Here is a 19,673-nt window from a genome sequence, read left to right as displayed (position 1 = left end):
CTCCGGCACGGGATGTGCACCCGCGACGACCTCGCAGCAGAGCTCGACCTGGTGCCGCGACGGGCTCGCGGTCGTGCCTGTGCCGCAACGGTGGTGGCGCTCGCCGACGGACTGAGCATGTCTCCGGGGGAGAGCCTCTCACGCGTGCTGATGTTCCGCCTGCTCATCCCCAAGCCGCGGTTGCAGGTCTCGTTCTCTGATGCCGACGGTCACATCGGTGATGTGGACTTCGGATGGGAGGGGGCGGTCGGCGAGTTCGACGGACGGGTCAAGTACCGCATACCGGTCGGAGCCAGTCACGAGGAGGCGGGGCGGGTGCTCTGGGCCGAGAAGCAGCGCGAGGACCGTCTTCGGCGCCGGACCCAGGTGGCGCGGTGGGTGTGGACGGACCTGCGTCATCCGCCGCGTTTGCTCGCCATCCTCGCCGACAAGGGCGTCCTGCCGGAGCGTCGCTCGACGTGGTTCGACGACGAGTCGGGAGCTGTGTGACGAGTCGGGAGCGCAGCGAGCCCCGACTCGTCACTCGCCCCCCGACTGGTGGCGGGATGGCGCGAATGTGAAGGGTCAGAGCCAGCCGACGCGGTCCTTGAGGAGGGCGTAGCCGACGAAGGCGACGACGTCGAGCACCGTGTGCGCGACGACGAGCGGACCCACACGCTTCGTCCGGGTGTAGAGCAACCCGAAGACGAGCCCCATGACGACGTTGCCGACGAACCCGCCGAATCCCTGGTAGAGGTGGTAGGCGCCGCGGATCATCGCTGACAGCACGATGATCCGCCACGTCGACCACCCCGCCTGCGCCCAGCGGGTGAAGAGGTAGCCGACCATGACGACCTCCTCGAGCACGGCGTTCTGGGCGGCGGCGAGGACGAGCACGGGCACGGCCCACCACGTCTCGGCGAGGTTCGCGGCCGCGATGGTGGTGTTGAGGTCGAGGGCGCGCGCGACGGCATACAGGGCGAGTCCGGGGAGGCCGATGAGCGCCGCGAGACCGAGTCCTCGCACGAGGTCGCGCGCCGGCTGCGTCGCGTCCCAGCCGATCGCGAAGCGGGCTCGCACGTCGTCGCGCGAGAGCAGGTGCAGAGCGAGCACGACGGGCACGAGCGCGAGGCCGATGCCGGCGAGCTGGTGGAGGAGGTCCAGCCACGGGCGGTCCGGGGTCACCGAGGAGTTCATCGCCGTCGTCTGCGCGCCGAGCGGCTTGCCGGCGGTGAGCTTGCGCGCGAGCGACAGTGCGCTCCAGATCGCCGAGGCGCCGAGCGAGACGCCGAGGACGAGCCAGGTCTCGGCGAGGAGGTCGCGCCGGCTCAGCGCGCGCTGCTCGACAGGGGCCTCCATGCCGCGCAGCCTATGCAGCCGACGTGGACGTCCGCTGGGAGGACGGTCTCAGACCCGTGGGTATGCCGTGTCGGGCCCGAGCCGTGTCTCGCGCCGCTTGCGCCAGCGCCGGACCTTGAGCCAGAGCCAGACGAGCAGCCAGGCCAGGGCGATGAGCGCGACGATGACGAGGAGCGGGATGAAGATCGCGACGAGCGAGAGCCCGAGGGAGGCGCCGTCCTCGGCCGTCGACACGACGGGGGCCCCGGCGCCGAGGGTTCCGGCGTTGATGGCCGGTCGGGCCGCCATCTTGCCCGAGTGCACCAGACCCGAGACGACGATGCCTAGGACGACGCCGACCCACGGGTTGTCGGCCATCCACGTCGACCTGTCGAGGTCCTCGGCAGCCGTCGTCGCGGCGAAGATGAGCCCACCCATGCTCGGGCGGATGAAGGTCTGGATCGCGTCGTTGACGGTGTCGATCGCGGGGATCTTGTCGAGAACGAGCTCGGTGAGGAGGAGGACGGCGCCGACGCCGATGGCCCACGGCGACTCGATCCACTCGAAGCCCGACGGCAGGGTGATGACGTCGGTGAACCGCGCGACGAGGGCGACGATCATGAACGGGATGTAGGCGTTGAGGCCTGCCGCGGCGGACAGCCCCATGCCGGTGAGTGCGGCGATCACGTGTCGACCTCCTGGTTCGGCGGCGCACAGTGCACGCCGTCTCAGGACATGTCTACTGGAAACGGGGCGGCGACATTCCCCTGCGCTCCCACCCACGACGACGTATGCCGTGTGGTCCCGCGTGCGGAACGTCCGGATCCGGCGGGGTCGGCGGGAAGCCCGGCGGCTCGTTGGGCGTTGGAGCCCTCGGAGATCGCCCGCACCCAGGAGTCCACGTTGCCCACCCACCTCACCGTCACGAGCACCGAACAGCTGACCCCGCGCCTGCGGAGGGTGTGGTTCCACAGCGACGACCTCTCGGCGTTCGAGGGCAGCGACGCGACCGACCGCTACGTCAAGCTCGTGTTCCCCAGGCCCGGGGTGGTCTACCCAGAGCCGCTCGACCTGCGCGCCCTGCGCGGAACCATCCCGCCCGAGGACCTGCCGGTCGTGCGCACCTACACGGCTCTCTTCCCTGACGTGGCGGCCGGCACCGTGGCGATCGACTTCGTCGTCCACGGCGACGAGGGCGTCGCGGGCCCGTGGGCAGCCGCGGCGCAGCCCGGCGACACGCTCCTGGCCAACGGTCCCGGTGGGGGCTACCGACCGGACCCGGATGCCGACTGGCACCTGCTCGCCGGCGACGAGTCCGCCATCCCCGCGATCACGGCGGCCCTCCACGCCCTGCGCCCCGACGCGGTGGCGGAGGTCGTCCTGCTGGTCGACGACTCGGCGCACCACCCGGAGCTCGTGCTGCCCGCCGGCGCCTCGGTGACCTGGGTGCATCGTGCGGACGGTGGAGACCTCGTCGAGTCGGTGCGGGCACTCGAGTGGCGCGCCGGTCGCGTGCAGGTCTTCGTCCACGGCGAGGGGGGCGCGGTCATGCACGGGCTGCGCCCGTACCTCCTGCGCGAGCGAGGCCTCGACCGCCACCAGGTGTCGGTCTCGGGCTACTGGCGTCTGGGCCGCACCGAGGAGGGCTTCCGCGACTGGAAGTCCGAGCTCGCCGCCAGCGAGGCCGCGAGGTGAGCGGACGGCATACGGGCAGGGAAGCGGCGCCGCCTAGGATTCACCGGTGACCAAGATCCTCAGCGCTGTCGCCTGGCCGTATGCCAACGGTCCGCGCCACCTCGGCCACGTGGCCGGGTTCGGTGTGCCCTCCGACGTGTTCAGCCGCTACATGCGGATGGCCGGGCACGACGTCCTCATGGTGAGCGGCAGCGACGAGCACGGCACCCCGATCCTCGTCCTCGCCGACAAGGAGGGCGTGACGCCGCAGGAGTTCGTCGACCGCAACCACGCGGTCATCGCGAACGAGCTCGCCGACCTCGGCTGCTCCTACGACCTCTACACCCGCACGACGACCGCCAACCACGAGCACGTCGTCCAGGAGATGTTCAGCCGCTGCCTCGACAACGGCTACTTCGTCGTCCAGCAGCAGCTCGTCGCGCTCGAGCCGAGCACCGGCCGCACCCTGCCCGACCGCTACATCGAGGGCACCTGCCCGATCTGCGGCTACGAGGAGGCGCGCGGCGACCAGTGCGACAACTGCGGCAACCAGCTCGAGCCGAGCGACCTCGAGAACCCGCGGAGCAAGGTCACCGGCGCGACGCCGGAGTTCACCGAGACCGACCACTACTTCCTCGACCTGCCCGCGCTCGCCGACGCCCTGCGCTCGTGGCTCGAGGGACGCGAGGCGAGCGGCACGTGGCGGCCCAACGTCATCAAGTTCAGCCTCAACATCCTCGACGACATCCGCCCGCGCGCGATGACCCGCGACATCGACTGGGGCATCCCGCTGCCCGGCGAGCTCGCCGAGCGCTATCCCGGCAAGCGGCTCTACGTCTGGTTCGACGCGGTCATCGGCTACCTCTCCGCGTCGATCGAGTGGGCGCGACGCATCGGCGACGACGACCGCTGGCGAGACTGGTGGAACTCCGAGGACGCCCGGTCCTACTACTTCATGGGCAAGGACAACATCACCTTCCACTCGCAGATCTGGCCGGCCGAGCTGCTTGCGTATGCCGGCCGCGGCGCCAAGGGTGGCGAGCCGGGGACCTTCGGGGAGCTCCAGCTGCCGACCGAGGTCGTGAGCAGCGAGTACCTCACGATGGAGGGCAAGCAGTTCTCGACCTCGCGCAACTACGTCATCGGCATCCGTGAGGTGCTCGAGCGCTACGGCCCCGACCCCATCCGCTACTTCATCTGCGCTGCGGGTCCCGAGAACGCGGACAGCAACTTCACCTGGGCCGAGTTCGTGCAGCGCAACAACTCCGAGCTCGTCGCCGGCTGGGGCAACCTCGTCAACCGCACCGGGGCGATGATCGCCAAGAACTTCGGCGAGATCCCGCAGCCCGGCACCCTCGAGCCGGTCGACGAGGCGGTGCGGGCGGCGACGCTCGCGGCCTTCGACATGGTCGGCGACCTTCTCGCGCGCCAGCGGGTCAAGGCCGCCGTCGCCGAGGCGATGCGGGCGGTCGGTGACGTCAACAAGTACGTCTCCGACACCGAGCCGTTCAAGCTCAAGGGCGACGACCAGCGCGAGCGGCTCGCCACCGTGCTGCACACGCTCATCCAGTGCGTGAGCGACCTCAACACCATCCTCGCGCCGTTCCTGCCGCACGCGTCGAACCGGGTGCACGCCTTCCTCGGCGGGGAGGGCGAGTTCTCGCCGATGCCGGTCGTCGAGGAGGTCTCCGGGCTCGACGAGGACAGCGACCGGACCTACCCCGTCATCACGGGGGAGTACTCGTCGACGCCGCGGTGGGAGTCGCGCCCGGTCACCGTCGGCGCGCCCATCGCCAAGCCGACGGGCGTCTTCGCCAAGCTCGACGAGTCCGTCGTCGAGGAGGAGCTCGAGCGGCTCCAGCAGTCGTGAGCACCCCGACGCGGTCGGTGGTCCCCGACCTCCCGGACCCGCTGCCCATCGCGGTCGTCGACAACCACACCCACCTCGACATCGAGCGCGAGGGCGTGGCGGTCGACGTCGCCGACCTCGTGGCCCGGGCCAAGGCGGTCGGCGTCGACCGGCTCGTCCAGATCGGCTGCGACCTGCCGGCCGCGCGCCAGACGGTCGTCATGGTCGACACCTACCCCGAGATGCTCGGTGGCGTCGCCCTCCACCCCAACGAGGTGCCCGGTCTCGCCGAGAGCGGGAGTCTCGAGACGGCATACGCAGAGATCGAGGAGCTGGCCCGGCACCCGAGGATCCGGGTCGTGGGGGAGACCGGTCTCGACTACTTCCGCACCGGCCCCGAGGGGCAGGGTGTGCAGCAGGACAGCTTCCGCTGGCACATCGACCTCGCGAAGCGTCTCGGCAAGGCGCTGCAGATCCACGACCGCGACGCCCATGCCGACGTCCTGCGGGTGCTCGAGGAGGAGGGTGCGCCGGGTTCGACTGTGCTGCACTGTTTTTCGGGCGACCTCACGATGGCTCAGGAGTGCGCCGAGCGCGGCTACTACCTCTCCTTCGCCGGCACGGTGACGTTCAAGAACGCCCACGGGCTGCGTGACGCGCTGTCGGTGACACCGCTCGACCGGCTGCTCGTCGAAACCGACGCGCCCTACCTCACGCCGCACCCGCACCGCGGCGCGGTCAATGCGCCGCACCTCGTGCCGCTCACCGTGCGCGCGATGGCCGCGACGCTCGGTGTCGCGGTGCCGACGCTGTGCGAGGCACTGTCGGCGAACTCCGAGCGCGTCTACGGACCCTGGGCGTGAGGGCTGCGACCACACCAGTCACAGGAGTCACGCTCGTGACACCCGTGGTGCACGTCACCGTTACCAAAATTTGACCTTTGGCCCGATTCTCGGGAAGGTGTTCGGGTTGGCCGGAGCCGGGCTCCGGGCGAAGACAGGGGCGAGGACGCCGGAGTGAACCCCGTGCGCACCTCGCTTCCCTGTTGTCGGGACCCTTCCCCTGTGGGGCCCCGCGCGTCTCCCCTGAGGACGTGTCGCCCCTCCCGGTGTCCGGAGAGTTCGACCCCTGGAGCCCTCTTGATCTCTCGTCCCCTGCGTCTCGCCGCCCAAGGTGCTGCCGCCCTGACCGTCGCCGCCGGATCGTTCGGCGTCGCCCACCTCGACAAGGCAGTGGCCCTCTCGGTCGACGGCACGTCCTCGTCCCTCCACGTCTTCGGCTCGACCGTCGGGGACGCCCTCGACAAGAAGGGCATCGAGCTCGGGGAGCACGACGAGGTCACCCCCTCGCTCGGCACGCCTATCGAGGACGGGGACAAGATCTCGGTCCGCTACGGCCGCAAGCTCACCGTCACGGTCGACGGCGTCGCCAAGGAGTACTGGACGACCGCGACGACCGTCGACGCCGCCCTGCGTGACCTCGGCATCCGCGCGGGTGCCAACGCCACGCTCTCCGCGTCGCGCTCCCAGCCCATCGGCCGGCAGGGCCTGTCGCTCACGGTGACGACCCCCAAGGCCTTCACGGTGACGCTGGCCAAGAAGACGACGACCTACGCGACGTCCGCGACCACCGTGGGCGAGGCGCTCAACGAGGCCCGCGTCGCCGTGGACCGCGACGACATCGTGGCCCCTGGCCGCGACGCGCTCCTCACGCGTGGTCTCGCCATCGCCGTGACCAAGGTCGACGTCAAGGCCGCTGCGCGCAGCGAGGCGGTGGCCTTCGGCACCGTGACCAAGCGTGACGCCAGCCTCTACGAGGGCCAGAAGAAGGTCCTCACCGCGGGCAAGCCCGGCGCGCGGACGCTCAACCTGCGCCTCACCTACCTCGACGGCGTCCTCAAGGGCACCAAGGTGCTCTCGAGCAAGGTCACCCGTCAGCCGGTCAGCCAGGTCGTCGCCGTCGGCACCAAGGAGAAGCCGGCCCCGGCTCCCTCCAGCACCACGACCACCACGCGTGACGCCGGCAACACCTCCGGGGCCGGCATCAACCTCGCCAACGCCGCGATGTGGGACCGCATCGCCCAGTGCGAGTCGGGTGGCAACTGGTCGATCAACACCGGCAACGGCTACTACGGCGGCCTCCAGTTCGACATCCGGACCTGGCTCGGTGCCGGCGGTGGCGACTTCGCCTCACGCGCCGACCTGGCCTCGCGCGCGGAGCAGATCACGGTGGCGAACCGTGTCTACGCCGACCGCGGCCTGCAGCCGTGGGGCTGCGCCCACGCCGCCTGACCCACATCAGGCACGCCGCCCGAACGCTGTCGGGCGCACCGACTGAGGCCGGACCCCGTGTGAGGGGGTCCGGCCTCAGCCGTGTCCCGGGGCCCGCGAGCGCGTGCACGCCGCGCCGCCGGTCGGCCGTAGGGTGGCGACCATGTCGACGTCAGGGCTCCTCGGGGCCGCCCAGATCCGCGAGCTCGCCGCTCGCCTCGGCATCCGGCCCACGAAGACCTGGGGGCAGAACTTCGTCATCGACGCCAACACCGTCCAGCGGATCGTGCGGGTCGCCGGGATCGGCGCCGAGGACGTCGTCGTCGAGGTCGGTCCGGGGCTCGGCTCGCTGACCCTCGCACTGTTGCCTGTGGCCCGCCACGTCACCGTCGTCGAGGTCGACCCGGTGCTCGCCGAGGCACTGCCCGAGACCGTCGACACCGTCGCGCCGGACCTCGCCGACCGTCTCGACGTCGTGCACGCAGACGCCCTGCGCGTCGAGGAGCTGCCCGGCGAGGCGCCGACCGCGCTCGTCGCCAACCTGCCCTACAACGTCTCGGTGCCCGTCGTCCTCAGCTTCCTCGAGCGCTTCCCGACGATCGAGCGGATCCTCGTCATGGTCCAGCTCGAGGTGGCCGAGCGCCTCGCCGCCGCACCCGGGTCGAAGACCTACGGCGTGCCGAGCGTCAAGGCCGCCTGGTATGCCGACGTCGCGCTCGCGGGCAACGTGAGCCGCTCGGTCTTCTGGCCCGTCCCCAACGTCGACTCCGGGCTCGTCTCGCTCACGCGCCGTGAGCCGCCGCAGACCTCGGCCACCCGCGAGCAGGTCTTCGCGTGCGTCGACGCCGCGTTCGCCCAGCGTCGCAAGACCCTGCGCGCTGCCCTTGCGCCCTGGGCCGGCTCGGCGCAGGCCGCGGAGGACGCGCTCGTCGCCGCCGGGATCGACCCCCGCACACGGGGCGAGCAGCTCGACGTGCACCAGTTCGCCGCGATCGCCAGCGCCCACCACGCTGCCGCGCGAGCCTGACGAGCGGCGCAAGGCGGTTCGCGAACCGCCGCGTCCCTCGCCAACCGGATCGTTCCGGCCCACGAGCAGCGAGTCCGTTCGCGAACCGGAGTGGGTGGTGGTCAGTGGCCCAGGAGCGCGAGCAGCCGTCGCTCGGTCTCGTCGGAGAGGCCGCACCGTCGCGGGTCGTCCGGCTCGCGACCTTCCTCGTATGCCGCGGCGTCCCGGAGCGTCTCCGTCACCGGCCGGCAGGCCAGCCCTACAGCCCGGGCCGCAGCCCCGGTGTGGGCGCCGAAGCCACGCCACTCCGGGTCGCTCACCCACAAGGGCAGGCTGTCCTCGCCCATCCACTCCTGCACGCCGTGCTCGGCGAGCCACGACGCCGACGCCGTGACGAGGGGGCCCGAGTGGCCGGCGACGTCGCGGGCGGCTCCGAGGAGCCCGCCGAGGGTGTTCGGCTCGCCGACGGCGTCGAAGATCCCGGACGTGCCCTCGGCGGCGCAGCGCACCAGCCAGGTCGCGAGGTCGCGCACGTCGACGAGCGACATCGGCAGGTCGGGGTCGTCAGGCGCGAGCACCGCACCCCCGCCGCCGACGGGGTGGGCGAAGCGCCACGGCCACCAGCCGGACCGCCCGGACCAGTCGCCGGGCCCGCCGATGAGCCCGGCCCGCGCGACGAGCGTCCGCCCCGGGCCGAAGCCGTCGAGCACGGCGGCCTCGCAGGTCACCTTGGCCTGGCCGTAGGTGCTCATGTCCTCCATGACGTCGCCGTCGAGCGGCGGCAGGAGCGGCACCGACTCGTCGGTCTCGAGACCGGAGTGGACGGCATACGCGTTGCCGGTCGAGACGAAGACGAAGCGGTCGGCGACCGGTTCGAGCGCGGTGACTGCGCGTCGCACCTGCCCGGGCTGGCGCGAGACGTCGACAACGGCGTCCCAGCGCGGGCCGGCGAGCACCCCGTCGAGACCGTCGGCGTCGTCGCGGTCGCCGCGCACCCACGTCACCCCGTCGGGGGCCGATCCGGCCACCCCGCGGGCGAGGCAGGTGACCTCGTGGCCGTCGGTCAGCGCCCGCTCCGCCACCGCGCGTCCGAGCATCGCCGTCCCACCGAGCACGAGGAGTCGCATGCGGCCAGTGGACCCCGGCCGAAGCCTGCGACGCCAGCGTGTTCGCGCAGAGCGTGGATGACGGAGCACCCCGAGCCGGTGGTTAGGGTGGCGGCATGACCTCGGCCCACACGGACCCTGCGCCCGTGACGGTGCGCGTCCCGGCCAAGGTCAACCTCGAGCTCCTCGTCGGCCCGTTGCGTGACGACGGCTTCCACGCGCTCTCGACCGTCTACCAGGCGGTGAACCTCCACGACGACGTCACCGTCGCGATCAACGACGAGTGGCGATGCAGCGTCGTCGGGCCCTATGCCGACGTCGTCCCGACCGACTCAAGCAACCTCGCGATGCGCGCGGCGCGGCTGCTCGCCGACGAGACCGCGATCGACGCGGCGGTGCACATCTCGATCAACAAGAGCATCCCGGTCGCCGGTGGCATGGCCGGGGGCTCCGCCGACGCCGCCGCGACCCTCGTCGCGTGCGACCGGCTGTGGGGGCTCGGCCTGTCGACCGAGGAGCTCGAGGAGTATGCCGCCGAGCTGGGTTCCGACGTGCCCTTCCTCATCCGTGGTGGCACCGCAATGGGCAGCGGCCGGGGCGAGCGGCTGGCGCCGGTGCTCGCCCGCGGCAGCTACCACTGGGTCTTCGCGATCAGCGACATCGGGCTCTCGACCCCCGAGGTCTATGCCGAGTGCGACCGGCTGCGCGACGGCTCCTCGCCCCGCGCCGACGTGCCCGAGCCCAACTCCCAGCTCATGGCTGCGCTGCGCACCGGCGACCCGCACGCCCTCGCACCGCAGCTCACCAACGACCTCCAGGAGGCGGCGGTCTCGCTGCGCCCCGAGCTCGGCGAGCTGCTCGAGAGCGGCATGGAGTTCGGTGCCCTCGGCGGCATCGTCTCCGGGTCCGGGCCCACCGTCGCCTTCCTCGTCGAGGACGTCGAGGCGGCCATCGACCTCACCGTCGCCCTCACCGCCACCGGAGCCGCCCGCGAGGTCCGCAAGGCCGTCGGGCCGGTGCACGGCGCGCACGTCATCCCCGCTCGGGTCGACTAGTGGCCGTCCTCATCTCGGTCGAGCGCGCTGCCCTCGCGCTCGGCACCGCCCAGGTGCTCGACGGCGTCTCACTCGGTGTCTCCGGCGGCGACCGCATCGGCATCGTCGGCCGCAACGGGGGAGGCAAGACGACGCTCCTGCGCGTCCTCGCGGGGGAGCGCGACGTCGACAGCGGGCGGGTCGCCCGGCTCGGTGGCGCGACCGTCGGCGTGCTCACCCAGGACGACTCGCTCGACCCCGACGCGACGATCCGCGAGGCGGTCCTCGGCGACCGCCCCGAGCACGTCTGGGCCGGCGATGCCCGGGTGCGCGACGTCCTCACCGGCCTCCTCGGTGGCATCGACGCCCCGGCCGTCGGAGGGCTGGACTCGACCGTCGCCGGCAAGTCCGGTGGCGAGCGCCGGCGGCTCGGCCTCGCCAGGCTGCTCGTCGACGACCCGGACGTCCTGCTCCTCGACGAGCCGACGAACCACCTCGACGTCGAGGGCGTTGCCTGGCTCGCCGAGCACCTCGTGCGGCACCGCTCGCGCCCCGACAACGCGCTCGTCGCCATCACCCACGACCGCTGGTTCCTCGACGCCGTCGCCACCCGCACGTGGGAGGTCGTCGACGGTGAGGTCAACGGCTTCGACGGCGGCTACGCGGCATACGTCCTCGCCAAGGCGGAGCGCGAGCGGATGGCGCGCGTCACGGCGGAGCGTCGCAACAACCTGCTCCGCAAGGAGCTGGCCTGGCTGCGTCGCGGCGCCCCGGCCCGCACGTCCAAGCCGAAGTTCCGCATCGAGGCCGCGAACGCCCTCATCGAGGACGTGCCGCCGCTGCGCGACGACGTCGAGCTCATGGCGTTCGCGACGAGCCGGCTCGGCAAGGACGTCATCGACCTGCTCGACGCGTCGGTGGCCGTCGGCGACCGCGTGCTGCTCGACCGGATCACGTGGCACCTCGCCCCCGGCGCCCGCATCGGCATCGTCGGCGTCAACGGCTCGGGCAAGTCGACGCTCCTGCGCGCGCTCGCGGGCGAGGTCCCGCTCGCCTCGGGCAAGCGCAAGCAGGGCGTCACCGTGCGCATCGGCCACCTCACCCAGGAGGTGCGCGAGCTCGACCGGCTCGCCGACGCCCGCGTCATCGAGGCCGTCGAGGAGGTCCGCAAGGTCACGGTGCTCGCCGGCAAGGAGGTCACCGCCTCGACGCTCGCCAAGCGACTCGGCTTCCCCGGCCCGCGCCAGCAGACCCGCGTGCGCGACCTCTCCGGCGGCGAGCGGCGCCGCCTCCAGGTGCTGCGGATCCTCATGGACGAGCCCAACGTGCTCCTCCTCGACGAGCCGACCAACGACCTCGACATCGAGACCCTCACCGCGCTCGAGGACGTCCTCGACGGCTGGGCGGGCACGTTGCTCGTCGTCTCGCACGACCGCTACCTCCTCGAGCGCATCGCCGACGAGCAGGTCGCTCTCCTCGGCGACGGCCGCGTGCGCCAGCTGCCCGGCGGCGTCGAGGAGTACCTCCGCCTCCGTGCCACCGTCACCCCCTCGTATGCCGTCCCGTCCCCTTCCGCTTCCGCCGCCCCCTCGGGTGCCGAGGCGCCGGGTGCCGGGTCGTCGGGTGGGCCGCCGGCACAGGCGCCGGGACCTGTGGCGAGCCCGGCGGAGCAGCGCGAGGCGCGCAAGGTCATGGCCCGCGTCGAGAAGCAGCTCGCCCGCCTCGCCCAGCGCGAGGAGCGGATCCACACTGCGATGGCCGAGCAGGCCGCCGACCACGCGGCCGTGCTCGAGCTCAACGCCGAGCTGCGCGAGGTCGTCGACGAGCGCGAGGCCCTCGAGCTCGAGTGGCTCGAGGCCGCGGACGTCCTCGAGCCCTGAGAGGCGACCACCCGGCATACCCACCGCTTGCGTCCGCAACTGTGGTGGCCAGGCCGTCACCTTGCCGGACGCAACGGGGTCCCCACCGCTTGCGTCCGCAACTGTGGTGGCCAGGCCGTCACCTTGCCGGACGCAAGGGGGGTCAGGGGTGCGTCGCGCCCTCGAAGGGGGTGAGGAGGACGCGGAGCTGGGCGGCGAGGGCGTCGCGCTCGTCCGTCGGCAGGTCGGCGAGGAGCTCGCGCTCGTGGGTAAGGAGGTCGTCGAGCGCGGAGTCGACGGTCTGCATGCCGGCGGGGGTGAGCCGCACGATGACGCCGCGCCTGTCGCGCGGGTCGGGGTGGCGCTCGACGAAGCCGCGCGCGAGGAGGCGGTCGACCCGGTTCGTCATCGTCCCGCTCGTCACGAGCGTCTGGGCGACGAGCTGGCCGGGGGAGAGCTCGTAGGGCCGGCCTGCGCGGCGCAGTGCCGAGAGGACGTCGAACTCCCAGCTGTCGAGCCCGTGCTCGCTGAAGGCGGCTCCGCGCGCGAGGTCGAGGCGGCGGGCCAGGCGCGAGACGCGGCTGAGGATCTCGAGCGGGGTGACGTCGAGCTCCGGACGCTCGCGACGCCACGCCGAGACGATACGGTCGACGTCATCCTCGGACATGAGGGCGACTGTACTCCCGTCAAGTATCTTGACATCAAGATATCTACGGGACAGAGTGGGGACGAGCGGCCGATCCCGGTCGACGGGACCGCAGGAGGAGCAATGATGCGCACACAGCCGAGCTGGGACCCGGCGGCCTACTCCCGCTTCGGGGAGCAGCGCAGCCGCCCCTTCGCCGACCTCGTCGCCCAGGTCCGCGCCGACGCCCCCGACCTCGTCGTCGACCTCGGCTGCGGCAACGGTCCGGCGACCCTCACGCTCGGTGAGCTCTGGCCGGAGGCCCGCATCGTCGGTGTCGACGCGGCGGAGTCGATGCTCGAGGCGGCTCGCGCGCTGGACACGGGCGACCGGGTCGAGTGGGTCCAGGCTGACCTCAAGGACTGGGACCCGGCCTCGCTCGGCGAGGCTCCCGACGTCATCGTCACGAACTCGACCCTCCAGTGGGTGCCGGGCCACCTCGACCTGCTGCCGACGTGGGTCGAGGCCCTCACGCCCGGCGGCTGGCTCGCCCTCCAGGTGCCCAACAACTTCGACGCACCCAGCCACGCGCTCATGCGCGAGACGGCGGCGACGCACGCCAGGGCCAACGAGCTGCTCGCCGCGCTCGACCTGCCGGCCGTCGGCGAGCCCAAGACCTACCTCACCTTCCTCAGCCGGCTCGGCACGCGGGTCGACGCGTGGGAGACGGTCTACTCGCACGTCCTCGACCCCGACGGCGAGTCCGACGACCCGGTGCTCGACTGGGTGAGCAGCACCGGCCTGCGCCCGGTCCTCGACATCCTTCCCGAGGGCGAGGAGCGCGACGCCTTCCTCAAGCCGTATGCCGCGGCGCTGCGCGAGGCCTACCCCCGCACCGAGGTGGGGGTCGTCTTCCCCTTCCGCCGCGTCTTCGCGGTCGCCCGCAAGGCGACGAGCTGATGGCCGTCGTCGGCCTGCACCACGTGCAGCTCGCCTGTCCGGCCGGCACCGAGGACCTCCTGCGCCACTTCTACGGCGTCGTCTGCGGACTGCCCGAGATCCCCAAACCGCCGATCCTCGCGGCTCGCGGTGGGGTCTGGTTCGCAGCGGGCGAGCAGGAGCTGCACTGCGGCGTCGAGGAGGGGTTCGTGCCCGCGCGCAAGGCGCACCCGTGCTTCGGCGTCGACGACGTCGCGGCGCTGGCGGCGGCCGTTGCGGGCGCCGGCGGAGAGGTCCGTTGGAACCACGAGGTGCCGGGCGTCCAGCGCTTCCACACCGACGACCCGGTCGGCAACCGGGTCGAGTTCCAGCAGGTCCAGCCGCCCAAGCTCGACTTCACCGTCTGAGCGCGGTCAGGCGTGGCTGATCGTCGGCTTCGACTCGAGGCCGGTGAGGCCGTTCCACGCGAGGTTGACGAGCGCCGCGGCGACGTCGCGCTTCTTGGCCTTGGGGTTCTCGAGCCACCACTGTCCGGTGAGCGCGACCATGCCGACGAGCATCTGCGCATACATCGGCGCCTGCTTGGGGTCGAGCCCCCTGTTCGTGAACTGCGCCGCGAGCAGGTGCTCGACCTGCGAGGCGACGTCGGACATGAGCGAGGCGAAGTTGCCCGTCTGCTGCCCGGGCGGCGAGTCGCGCACGAGGATCCGGAACCCGTCGGTCGAGGACTCGATGTAGTCGAGCAGCGCCGTCGCGGCCCGCTCGAGCAGCGCGCGTGACCCGCCCTCGGAGCTCAGCGCCCCGGCGATCGCCCCGAGGAGCGACTGGATCTCACGGTCGACGACGACGGCATACAGGCCCTCCTTGCCGCCGAAGTGCTCGTAGACGACCGGCTTCGATACCCCGGCGACGCTCGCGATCTCCTCGACCGTCGTCGCCTCGTAGCCCCGGTTGGCGAAGAGCTGGCGGCCGATGCCGATGAGCTGCTCGCGTCGCTGGGCTCCGGTCATCCGCCCCCGCGGAGTGCGCACCTTGGGCGCGGCCTGGTCTCGACTCACTCGCACCATTGTGCCCTGCGGTCCCTGTGCCCGCCGGGCGCACCGCGGTGAGGTGCCCCACGGGTCAACTACCCTGTGCGTCGTATGCCGTGGGCTCGCCCGCGCGCATCGTTCCCCGGTTGGTCTGCCGGCAGGGCCCGCCTGACTTTGAATCAGGACAAGCGACGTAGGTTCGACTCCTACCCGGGGAGCCTTCACGGCGTGTTTCGCGCGTTCGCGCCCGCGCACGGTCCCCTTCGTGCGACTCTTCGCCGAGCGGCAGACATCGTGGTCGGCGCAGGGCACCCGTGCCACGACCTCTCGGCCGTCATTCCGCAGGTCATCGGTCACAGGGGAGCGTGTGATGAAGCTCGGTCGTCGGTTCGTAGCAGTGGTGGGTGCGGTCGCGGTGACGACCGCGAGCGGGATCACGGCGTGGGGTGCCTTCGCAGCACCCGGCGACCCCCAGCTCGGTCTCCGCGTCGCGTCCCCCCAGATCCGGGTGGAACGCGTCGAGGGCGACCCCTTCATCTTCGCCGAGCTCGGCACCTTCGTCGGGGTGACGAAGGCCGCCCTGCAGATCGAGGCCGTGCCCGGCGCCGACGGCAACGCCGACCTGTGGCTCGTCCGCAAGGACGCGCGGGGCACGATCGTGCGTGACCGCAAGATCCAGACGCCCGTGCGCGGACCGATGTCGCTCGGGCTGCCGGACTTCCTCGACGTCGAGCTGCGCACGGCGGCTGGCGCGCTCGTCACCCGTCAGACGCTGAGCTTCTGCCCCGGCGGCGCCTGGGGCATGGAGCAGCAGGCACGGCTCGACGCGACCGGGCCCGCGGAGCCGCAGCTCGCCAACTCGTGCGGAACCCACCTCACGCGGCACATCGTCTACGGCCTCGACAAGGGCTGGGCGGCGTCGGTCGGCAACGACCTCCTCAGCAACTTCGAGGGTGCCGACGGCGACTACAGGGTGACGCTGCGGATCACCCCGACCTATGTCAAGCAGTTCGCCATCCCCGCGGCGCAGGCCAAGGCCTCCGTGTCGATGACGGTGACGACCGTGCCCTGCCCCTACGAGCCCGATTGGTGCGCGCCGCCCGAGGAGGGCGGCGGCGGGTCCGCGGCGCTGAGCAGGACGGCGCCGACCACCTCGTCGACGAGCGCCACGTCGCACGGCGACCACACGGCGCACGGCAGCGACCACGCGAAGGGCCACGGCGCCCAGAAGCTCGACCCCGTCGTGCGCGCGGCTGCGGCCGACGTCAGCGCCTCCTCCGCGCGGACCGCGACGCTCGAGTCGTCGACCGCGCTGCGCATCGCGTCAGCCAAGGCGAACCCTCAGCGACGCGACCGCGCGGAGGCCGACGGCTCACGTCGGACGAACGGCCTGCCCGACATGGTGGCGCTCCCCGCCTTCGACATGCAGGTCGGCACCGACGAGGAGGGCCGCGACCAGCTCTCGTTCGGCGCCAACATCGCCAACCTCGGCTCGGGGCCGCTCGTCGTCGAGGGCTACCGGAGCAGCGACGACACCATGCGCGCCACCCAGTTCGAGTACCGCGACGGTGAGCCGGTGCGCTCCTCCCCGGCCGGCGAGTTCGAGTGGGACCCGCGCGAGGGGCACCTGCACTGGCACTTCGAGGACATCGCGCAGTACGACCTCGTCGCCGCCGACGGGTCCGTCACCCGCAGCGGCAAGCAGGCGTTCTGCCTGGCGCCGACCGACCCCATCGACCTCACCATCCGCGGGGCGGCCCAGCGCGTCGAGACCGACCGCCTCTGGTCGAACTGCGGTGGGCAGTCGGCGATCTGGATCCGTGAGGTGCTCCCCGCCGGATGGGGCGACACCTACTACCAAGGCCTCCCGGGCCAGGCGTTCGACGTCACCGGCCTCCCCAACGGGACCTACACGGTGCGGGTCACGACGAACTTCCGCAACCGCCTCAAGGAGTCCGACACGACGAACAACGTCTCGCACCGCAGGATCGAGCTCGGCGGATCGCCGGGCGAGCGCACCGTGACCGAGCTCGACTGAGGGTCAGTCGGCTCAGACGTGGGGCCAGAGCACGTCCCACGCGTTGACGAGGGCGCTCCTCGCTCGCGCCGAGAGGTCGAGCGAGGAGATCTCGTCCAGGCTCCACCAGAGGGCGTTCGACGACCGGCCCCCGGTGGTGGGCTTCCAGATCCGGTCGGCGGTGCAGTGCAGGGTCACGTCGAGGAAGTGCTCACCGTGCTCGACGGCGCCCTCGACGGACTGCACCCGCGGCCGCTCAGGGGCGGCACCGGTGTCCCGGACGAGGGAGCGCGCCAGCCGGGCAGGGTCCTCGCCCACGCCGAGGTAGCCCCACGGCAGGGCCCACACCTGGGTCCGCGGACGACGGTCGAGGAGCATGCGGTGGTCGTCGTCGATGGCGACGACGTGGACCCTGACGCGGGGACGTGCGGCGATCATCTGGGGGGCTCCTCGGCGTGCTCCGGCGCTCGTCGTCGAGCGCCGATCCCTCTTCTCGCGGCCTAGGCTAGGACCTCCGGCGAGGAGGCCTGCACCCGCATCGTGCGCTGCGGCCAGCGCCTGACCCGCCCAGGTCGCTGACCTGCTCGGACGTCCCGGATGCCCCGGGAGAGTCCACCGCCCACCCTGCTGGTGGGGCGCACCCTTGCGCTCGCGCCCCGAGCGATGCACCGACGCCCCCTCCCGAGCGCGACCGGATCGCGACCAGACCTCGACCTCCGTGTCCGAGCCTCGGTGCACCGGCCCCTTGACAGCGGGGGCCACGACGAGGGAGCACCGCCATGCCCACCCGACGCCTCATCCGCACCATCGCCACCGCCTCGGCCCTTCTCGTGGCCGGAGCCGGGATGGCCGCCGCGCAGGAGAACAGCCGCTACAGCCTGACCTTCGAGAAGGAGGTGGTGGCCACCTGCGCCGACGGCTCGGACGTCACGCTGTACTTCGACGTGACGGTGAACCGACACATCAGTGAGACGGACGCCGACGGCGCCGCGCTGGTCGAGAGCCGCAACGTCAACTACGACGGCTTCTTCACCCATGAGGCCAGCGGTGAGGTGGTGGAGTTCACCGGGACGCGGGTGGTCACGATCGACCTCGTGGCGGACCTGTTCACGAGCCGGGGGAAGTACCGCGTCGTGACGATGCCCGGCATCGGCCCCGTGATGCACGAGACCGGACGCTACGTCGAGACCTGGGTCTCGGAGGAGCGGCTGTTCGAGGCCGGTCCCAAGGTGTCGGAGAACCCCGAGGACCCGTCGACCTTCGCCCTCACCTGCAGCCTCTTCGGACTCTCGGGCTGAGCTCGGCGACCCACCGGCCAGGCGCCGCCACCTCGGCGCTGGGCCGACGGGGGCGGCGAGGACAGCCCGCCGGAGCCGGGGTGGGACCGGGCGTGGACGGCATACCTCCGACTCGTCGGTACAGTGTCGCGGTACGCCGCCACGAACCTCGGGAGCACCGCTCGTGACCACAGCCCGGCCCGCCGCAGTCATCATCCTCGCCGCAGGCGAGGGAACCCGGATGAAGTCAGCCACCCCCAAGGTGCTGCACCGGATCGGGGGCCGCAGCCTCGTCGGGCACGCCATCGCGGCGGCCCGCGTCACCGCTCCGCAGCACCTCGCGGTCGTCGTCCGGCACGAGCGCGACCTCGTCGCGGCGCACATCGCCGAGGTGGACGCCGCCGCGACCATCGCCGACCAGGACGACGTCAAGGGCACGGGCCGGGCGACCGAGTGCGCGCTCGACGCCCTGCCCGCCGACCTCACCGGCACGGTCCTCGTGACCTACGGCGACGTGCCGCTGCTCACCGGCGAGACGCTCGTCGACCTCGTCGCCCGGCACGACGAGTCCGGCAGCGCCGCGACCGTCATCACGGCCCACCTCGACAACCCACAGGGCTACGGCCGGATCGTGCGCGACGCCGACGGCAGCGTCGCCGGCATCGTCGAGCAGAAGGACGCCACCGAGGAGCAGCGCGCGATCACCGAGATCAACTCGGGGATCTATGCCTTCGACGTCACCGTCCTGCGCGAGGCGCTCGGTCGGGTCGGCACCGACAACGCCCAGGGCGAGAAGTACCTCACCGACGTCCTCGCGATCGCCCGCGACGCCGGTCGCCTCGTGAGCGCCCACGTCATCGACGACCTCTGGCAGACCGAGGGCGTCAACGACCGCGTCCAGCTCGCCACGCTCGGCCGCGAGCTCAACCGGCGCAACAACGAGCGCTGGATGCGTGAGGGCGTGACGATCGTCGACCCCGAGACGACGTGGATCGACAGCGACGTGAGCATCGGCCGCGACGCGACGATCCTCCCGGGCACGCAGCTGCTCGGCGCGACGTCGGTCGGTGCCGACGCCCGCATCGGGCCGGACACGACGCTCACCGACACCGAGGTCGGCGACGGGGCCGAGGTCAAGCGCACCGAGGCCAACCTCGCGCAGATCGGTGCGGGAGCCACGGTCGGCCCCTACTCCTACCTGCGCCCGGGCACCGTCCTCGGTGCCAAGGGCAAGATCGGCGGCTTCGTCGAGACCAAGAACGCCCGCATCGGCGACGGCGCCAAGGTCCCGCACCTCACCTACTGCGGCGACGCGACCATCGGTGAGGGGGCCAACATCGGCGCCGGCACGATCTTCGCCAACTACGACGGGGTCGCCAAGCACCACACGACGATCGGCGCCCACTCGTTCGTCGGGTCCGACAGCGTCCTCATCGCGCCGGTCGACGTCGCCGACGGCGCCTACGTCGCGGCGGGCAGCGCGCTCACCGGCGACGTCGAGCCCGGACAGATCGCCGTCGCGCGCGGTCGCCAGAAGAACGTCGACGGCTGGGTCGCCCGGGCCCGAGCCGGGACGAAGACCGAGGCGGCGGCGCTCGCGGCCACGGAGGCGGGCACCCGGCACACGGCCTTGCCCGGCAACCCTGCCGACGACGAGGGCGAGGCCTGA

19 protein-coding genes and 1 tRNA gene are annotated in these 19,673 nt (G+C 72.0%); 14 read left to right on the top strand and 6 right to left on the bottom strand.

Features of this window, described 5'->3' with window-relative positions; translation table 11 throughout:
- Positions 1–144: 144 nt before the first annotated feature.
- Positions 145–489, top strand: a complete 345-nt coding sequence (locus N798_RS18150; RefSeq protein ID WP_156971714.1) for a hypothetical protein — start codon at positions 145–147, stop codon at positions 487–489.
- 75 nt (positions 490–564) lie between these two features.
- Here N798_RS18150 and N798_RS11620 read toward each other — a convergent pair whose 3' ends face one another.
- Together N798_RS11620 and N798_RS11615 are read right to left on the bottom strand one after the other, a co-directional pair.
- Positions 565–1,338, bottom strand: coding sequence for a CPBP family intramembrane glutamic endopeptidase (locus N798_RS11620; protein WP_035948688.1), 774 nt, complete (start codon positions 1,336–1,338; stop codon positions 565–567).
- Between the two features lie 48 nt (positions 1,339–1,386).
- Complete coding sequence (locus N798_RS11615) at positions 1,387–2,004, bottom strand: DUF4126 domain-containing protein (RefSeq protein ID WP_035948686.1); 618 nt, start codon at positions 2,002–2,004, stop codon at positions 1,387–1,389.
- A gap of 216 nt (positions 2,005–2,220) precedes the next feature.
- Between N798_RS11615 and N798_RS11610 the strand changes: the two genes are divergently transcribed.
- The 5 genes from N798_RS11610 to rsmA all read left to right on the top strand — a co-directional run bounded on the left by N798_RS11610 (position 2,221) and on the right by rsmA (position 8,137).
- Positions 2,221–3,012 (top strand): siderophore-interacting protein, encoded by a 792-nt coding sequence (locus N798_RS11610; protein WP_035948744.1) that lies wholly within the window; start codon positions 2,221–2,223, stop codon positions 3,010–3,012.
- Between the two features lie 46 nt (positions 3,013–3,058).
- Entirely contained in the window at positions 3,059–4,861 is a 1,803-nt protein-coding gene (gene metG / locus N798_RS11605) for a methionine--tRNA ligase (RefSeq protein ID WP_035948685.1), read from the top strand.
- The gene (locus tag N798_RS11600) at positions 4,858–5,703 is read left to right on the top strand and encodes a TatD family hydrolase (RefSeq protein WP_035948683.1); all 846 of its coding nucleotides are present in this window, start codon (positions 4,858–4,860) and stop codon (positions 5,701–5,703) included. The genes metG and N798_RS11600 overlap by 4 nt, the downstream gene beginning before the upstream one ends.
- Positions 5,704–5,979: 276 nt before the next feature.
- Positions 5,980–7,131, top strand: coding sequence for a resuscitation-promoting factor (locus N798_RS18925; RefSeq protein WP_035948681.1), 1,152 nt, complete (start codon positions 5,980–5,982; stop codon positions 7,129–7,131).
- A 142-nt stretch (positions 7,132–7,273) separates the two neighbouring features.
- Positions 7,274–8,137: a 16S rRNA (adenine(1518)-N(6)/adenine(1519)-N(6))-dimethyltransferase RsmA gene (gene rsmA / locus N798_RS11590; RefSeq protein WP_035948680.1), complete on the top strand. Its 864-nt coding sequence runs from the start codon at positions 7,274–7,276 to the stop codon at positions 8,135–8,137.
- 101 nt (positions 8,138–8,238) lie between these two features.
- On the opposite strand, the gene N798_RS11585 is transcribed toward rsmA, so the two are convergent.
- Positions 8,239–9,243, bottom strand: a complete 1,005-nt coding sequence (locus tag N798_RS11585) for an NAD-dependent epimerase/dehydratase family protein (RefSeq protein ID WP_035948678.1) — start codon at positions 9,241–9,243, stop codon at positions 8,239–8,241.
- A gap of 95 nt (positions 9,244–9,338) precedes the next feature.
- Between N798_RS11585 and N798_RS11580 the strand changes: the two genes are divergently transcribed.
- Both N798_RS11580 and N798_RS11575 read left to right on the top strand, forming a co-directional pair.
- Positions 9,339–10,277, top strand: coding sequence for a 4-(cytidine 5'-diphospho)-2-C-methyl-D-erythritol kinase (locus N798_RS11580; protein WP_035948677.1), 939 nt, complete (start codon positions 9,339–9,341; stop codon positions 10,275–10,277).
- Positions 10,277–12,136 carry an ABC-F family ATP-binding cassette domain-containing protein gene (locus N798_RS11575; protein ID WP_035948676.1) on the top strand — a complete coding sequence of 620 codons (1,860 nt, stop codon included), beginning with the start codon at positions 10,277–10,279 and terminating at the stop codon, positions 12,134–12,136. The genes N798_RS11580 and N798_RS11575 overlap by 1 nt, the downstream gene beginning before the upstream one ends.
- Positions 12,137–12,278: 142 nt before the next feature.
- Here the strand turns inward: N798_RS11575 and N798_RS11570 are convergent, their stop codons facing one another.
- Entirely contained in the window at positions 12,279–12,782 is a 504-nt protein-coding gene (locus N798_RS11570; RefSeq protein WP_035948674.1) for a MarR family winged helix-turn-helix transcriptional regulator, read from the bottom strand.
- 105 nt (positions 12,783–12,887) lie between these two features.
- Here N798_RS11570 and N798_RS11565 point away from each other — a divergent pair, with 105 nt between their 5' ends.
- Both N798_RS11565 and N798_RS11560 read left to right on the top strand, forming a co-directional pair.
- A complete protein-coding gene (locus N798_RS11565; protein WP_035948743.1) occupies positions 12,888–13,700 on the top strand; it encodes a methyltransferase domain-containing protein in 813 nt (270 codons plus the stop codon).
- Positions 13,700–14,086 (top strand): VOC family protein, encoded by a 387-nt coding sequence (locus N798_RS11560; protein ID WP_035948673.1) that lies wholly within the window; start codon positions 13,700–13,702, stop codon positions 14,084–14,086. The genes N798_RS11565 and N798_RS11560 overlap by 1 nt, the downstream gene beginning before the upstream one ends.
- A gap of 6 nt (positions 14,087–14,092) precedes the next feature.
- Here the strand turns inward: N798_RS11560 and N798_RS11555 are convergent, their stop codons facing one another.
- On the bottom strand, positions 14,093–14,689 hold the full coding sequence (locus N798_RS11555) for a TetR/AcrR family transcriptional regulator (RefSeq protein ID WP_035948671.1): 597 nt from the start codon (positions 14,687–14,689) through the stop codon (positions 14,093–14,095).
- A 160-nt stretch (positions 14,690–14,849) separates the two neighbouring features.
- Between N798_RS11555 and N798_RS11550 the strand changes: the two genes are divergently transcribed.
- Both N798_RS11550 and N798_RS11545 read left to right on the top strand, forming a co-directional pair.
- A tRNA-Gln gene (locus N798_RS11550) sits at positions 14,850–14,928 on the top strand.
- A 152-nt stretch (positions 14,929–15,080) separates the two neighbouring features.
- Entirely contained in the window at positions 15,081–16,748 is a 1,668-nt protein-coding gene (locus tag N798_RS11545; RefSeq protein ID WP_156971713.1) for a lysyl oxidase family protein, read from the top strand.
- A 12-nt stretch (positions 16,749–16,760) separates the two neighbouring features.
- On the opposite strand, the gene N798_RS11540 is transcribed toward N798_RS11545, so the two are convergent.
- A complete protein-coding gene (locus tag N798_RS11540; RefSeq protein WP_035948669.1) occupies positions 16,761–17,165 on the bottom strand; it encodes an NUDIX hydrolase in 405 nt (134 codons plus the stop codon).
- Positions 17,166–17,506: 341 nt separating this feature from the next.
- On the opposite strand from N798_RS11540, the gene N798_RS11535 reads away from it, so the two are divergent.
- Positions 17,507–18,025 carry a hypothetical protein gene (locus N798_RS11535; protein WP_035948667.1) on the top strand — a complete coding sequence of 173 codons (519 nt, stop codon included), beginning with the start codon at positions 17,507–17,509 and terminating at the stop codon, positions 18,023–18,025.
- A gap of 163 nt (positions 18,026–18,188) precedes the next feature.
- Positions 18,189–19,673, top strand: a complete 1,485-nt coding sequence (gene glmU, locus N798_RS11530) for a bifunctional UDP-N-acetylglucosamine diphosphorylase/glucosamine-1-phosphate N-acetyltransferase GlmU (protein ID WP_035948666.1) — start codon at positions 18,189–18,191, stop codon at positions 19,671–19,673.

The sequence above is a fragment of the Knoellia flava TL1 genome (assembly GCF_000768675.1).
Taxonomy (GTDB): domain Bacteria; phylum Actinomycetota; class Actinomycetes; order Actinomycetales; family Dermatophilaceae; genus Knoellia; species Knoellia flava.
Note: the sequence above shows the minus strand (reverse complement) of the source record. Positions and strands in the feature narration are given on the sequence as shown.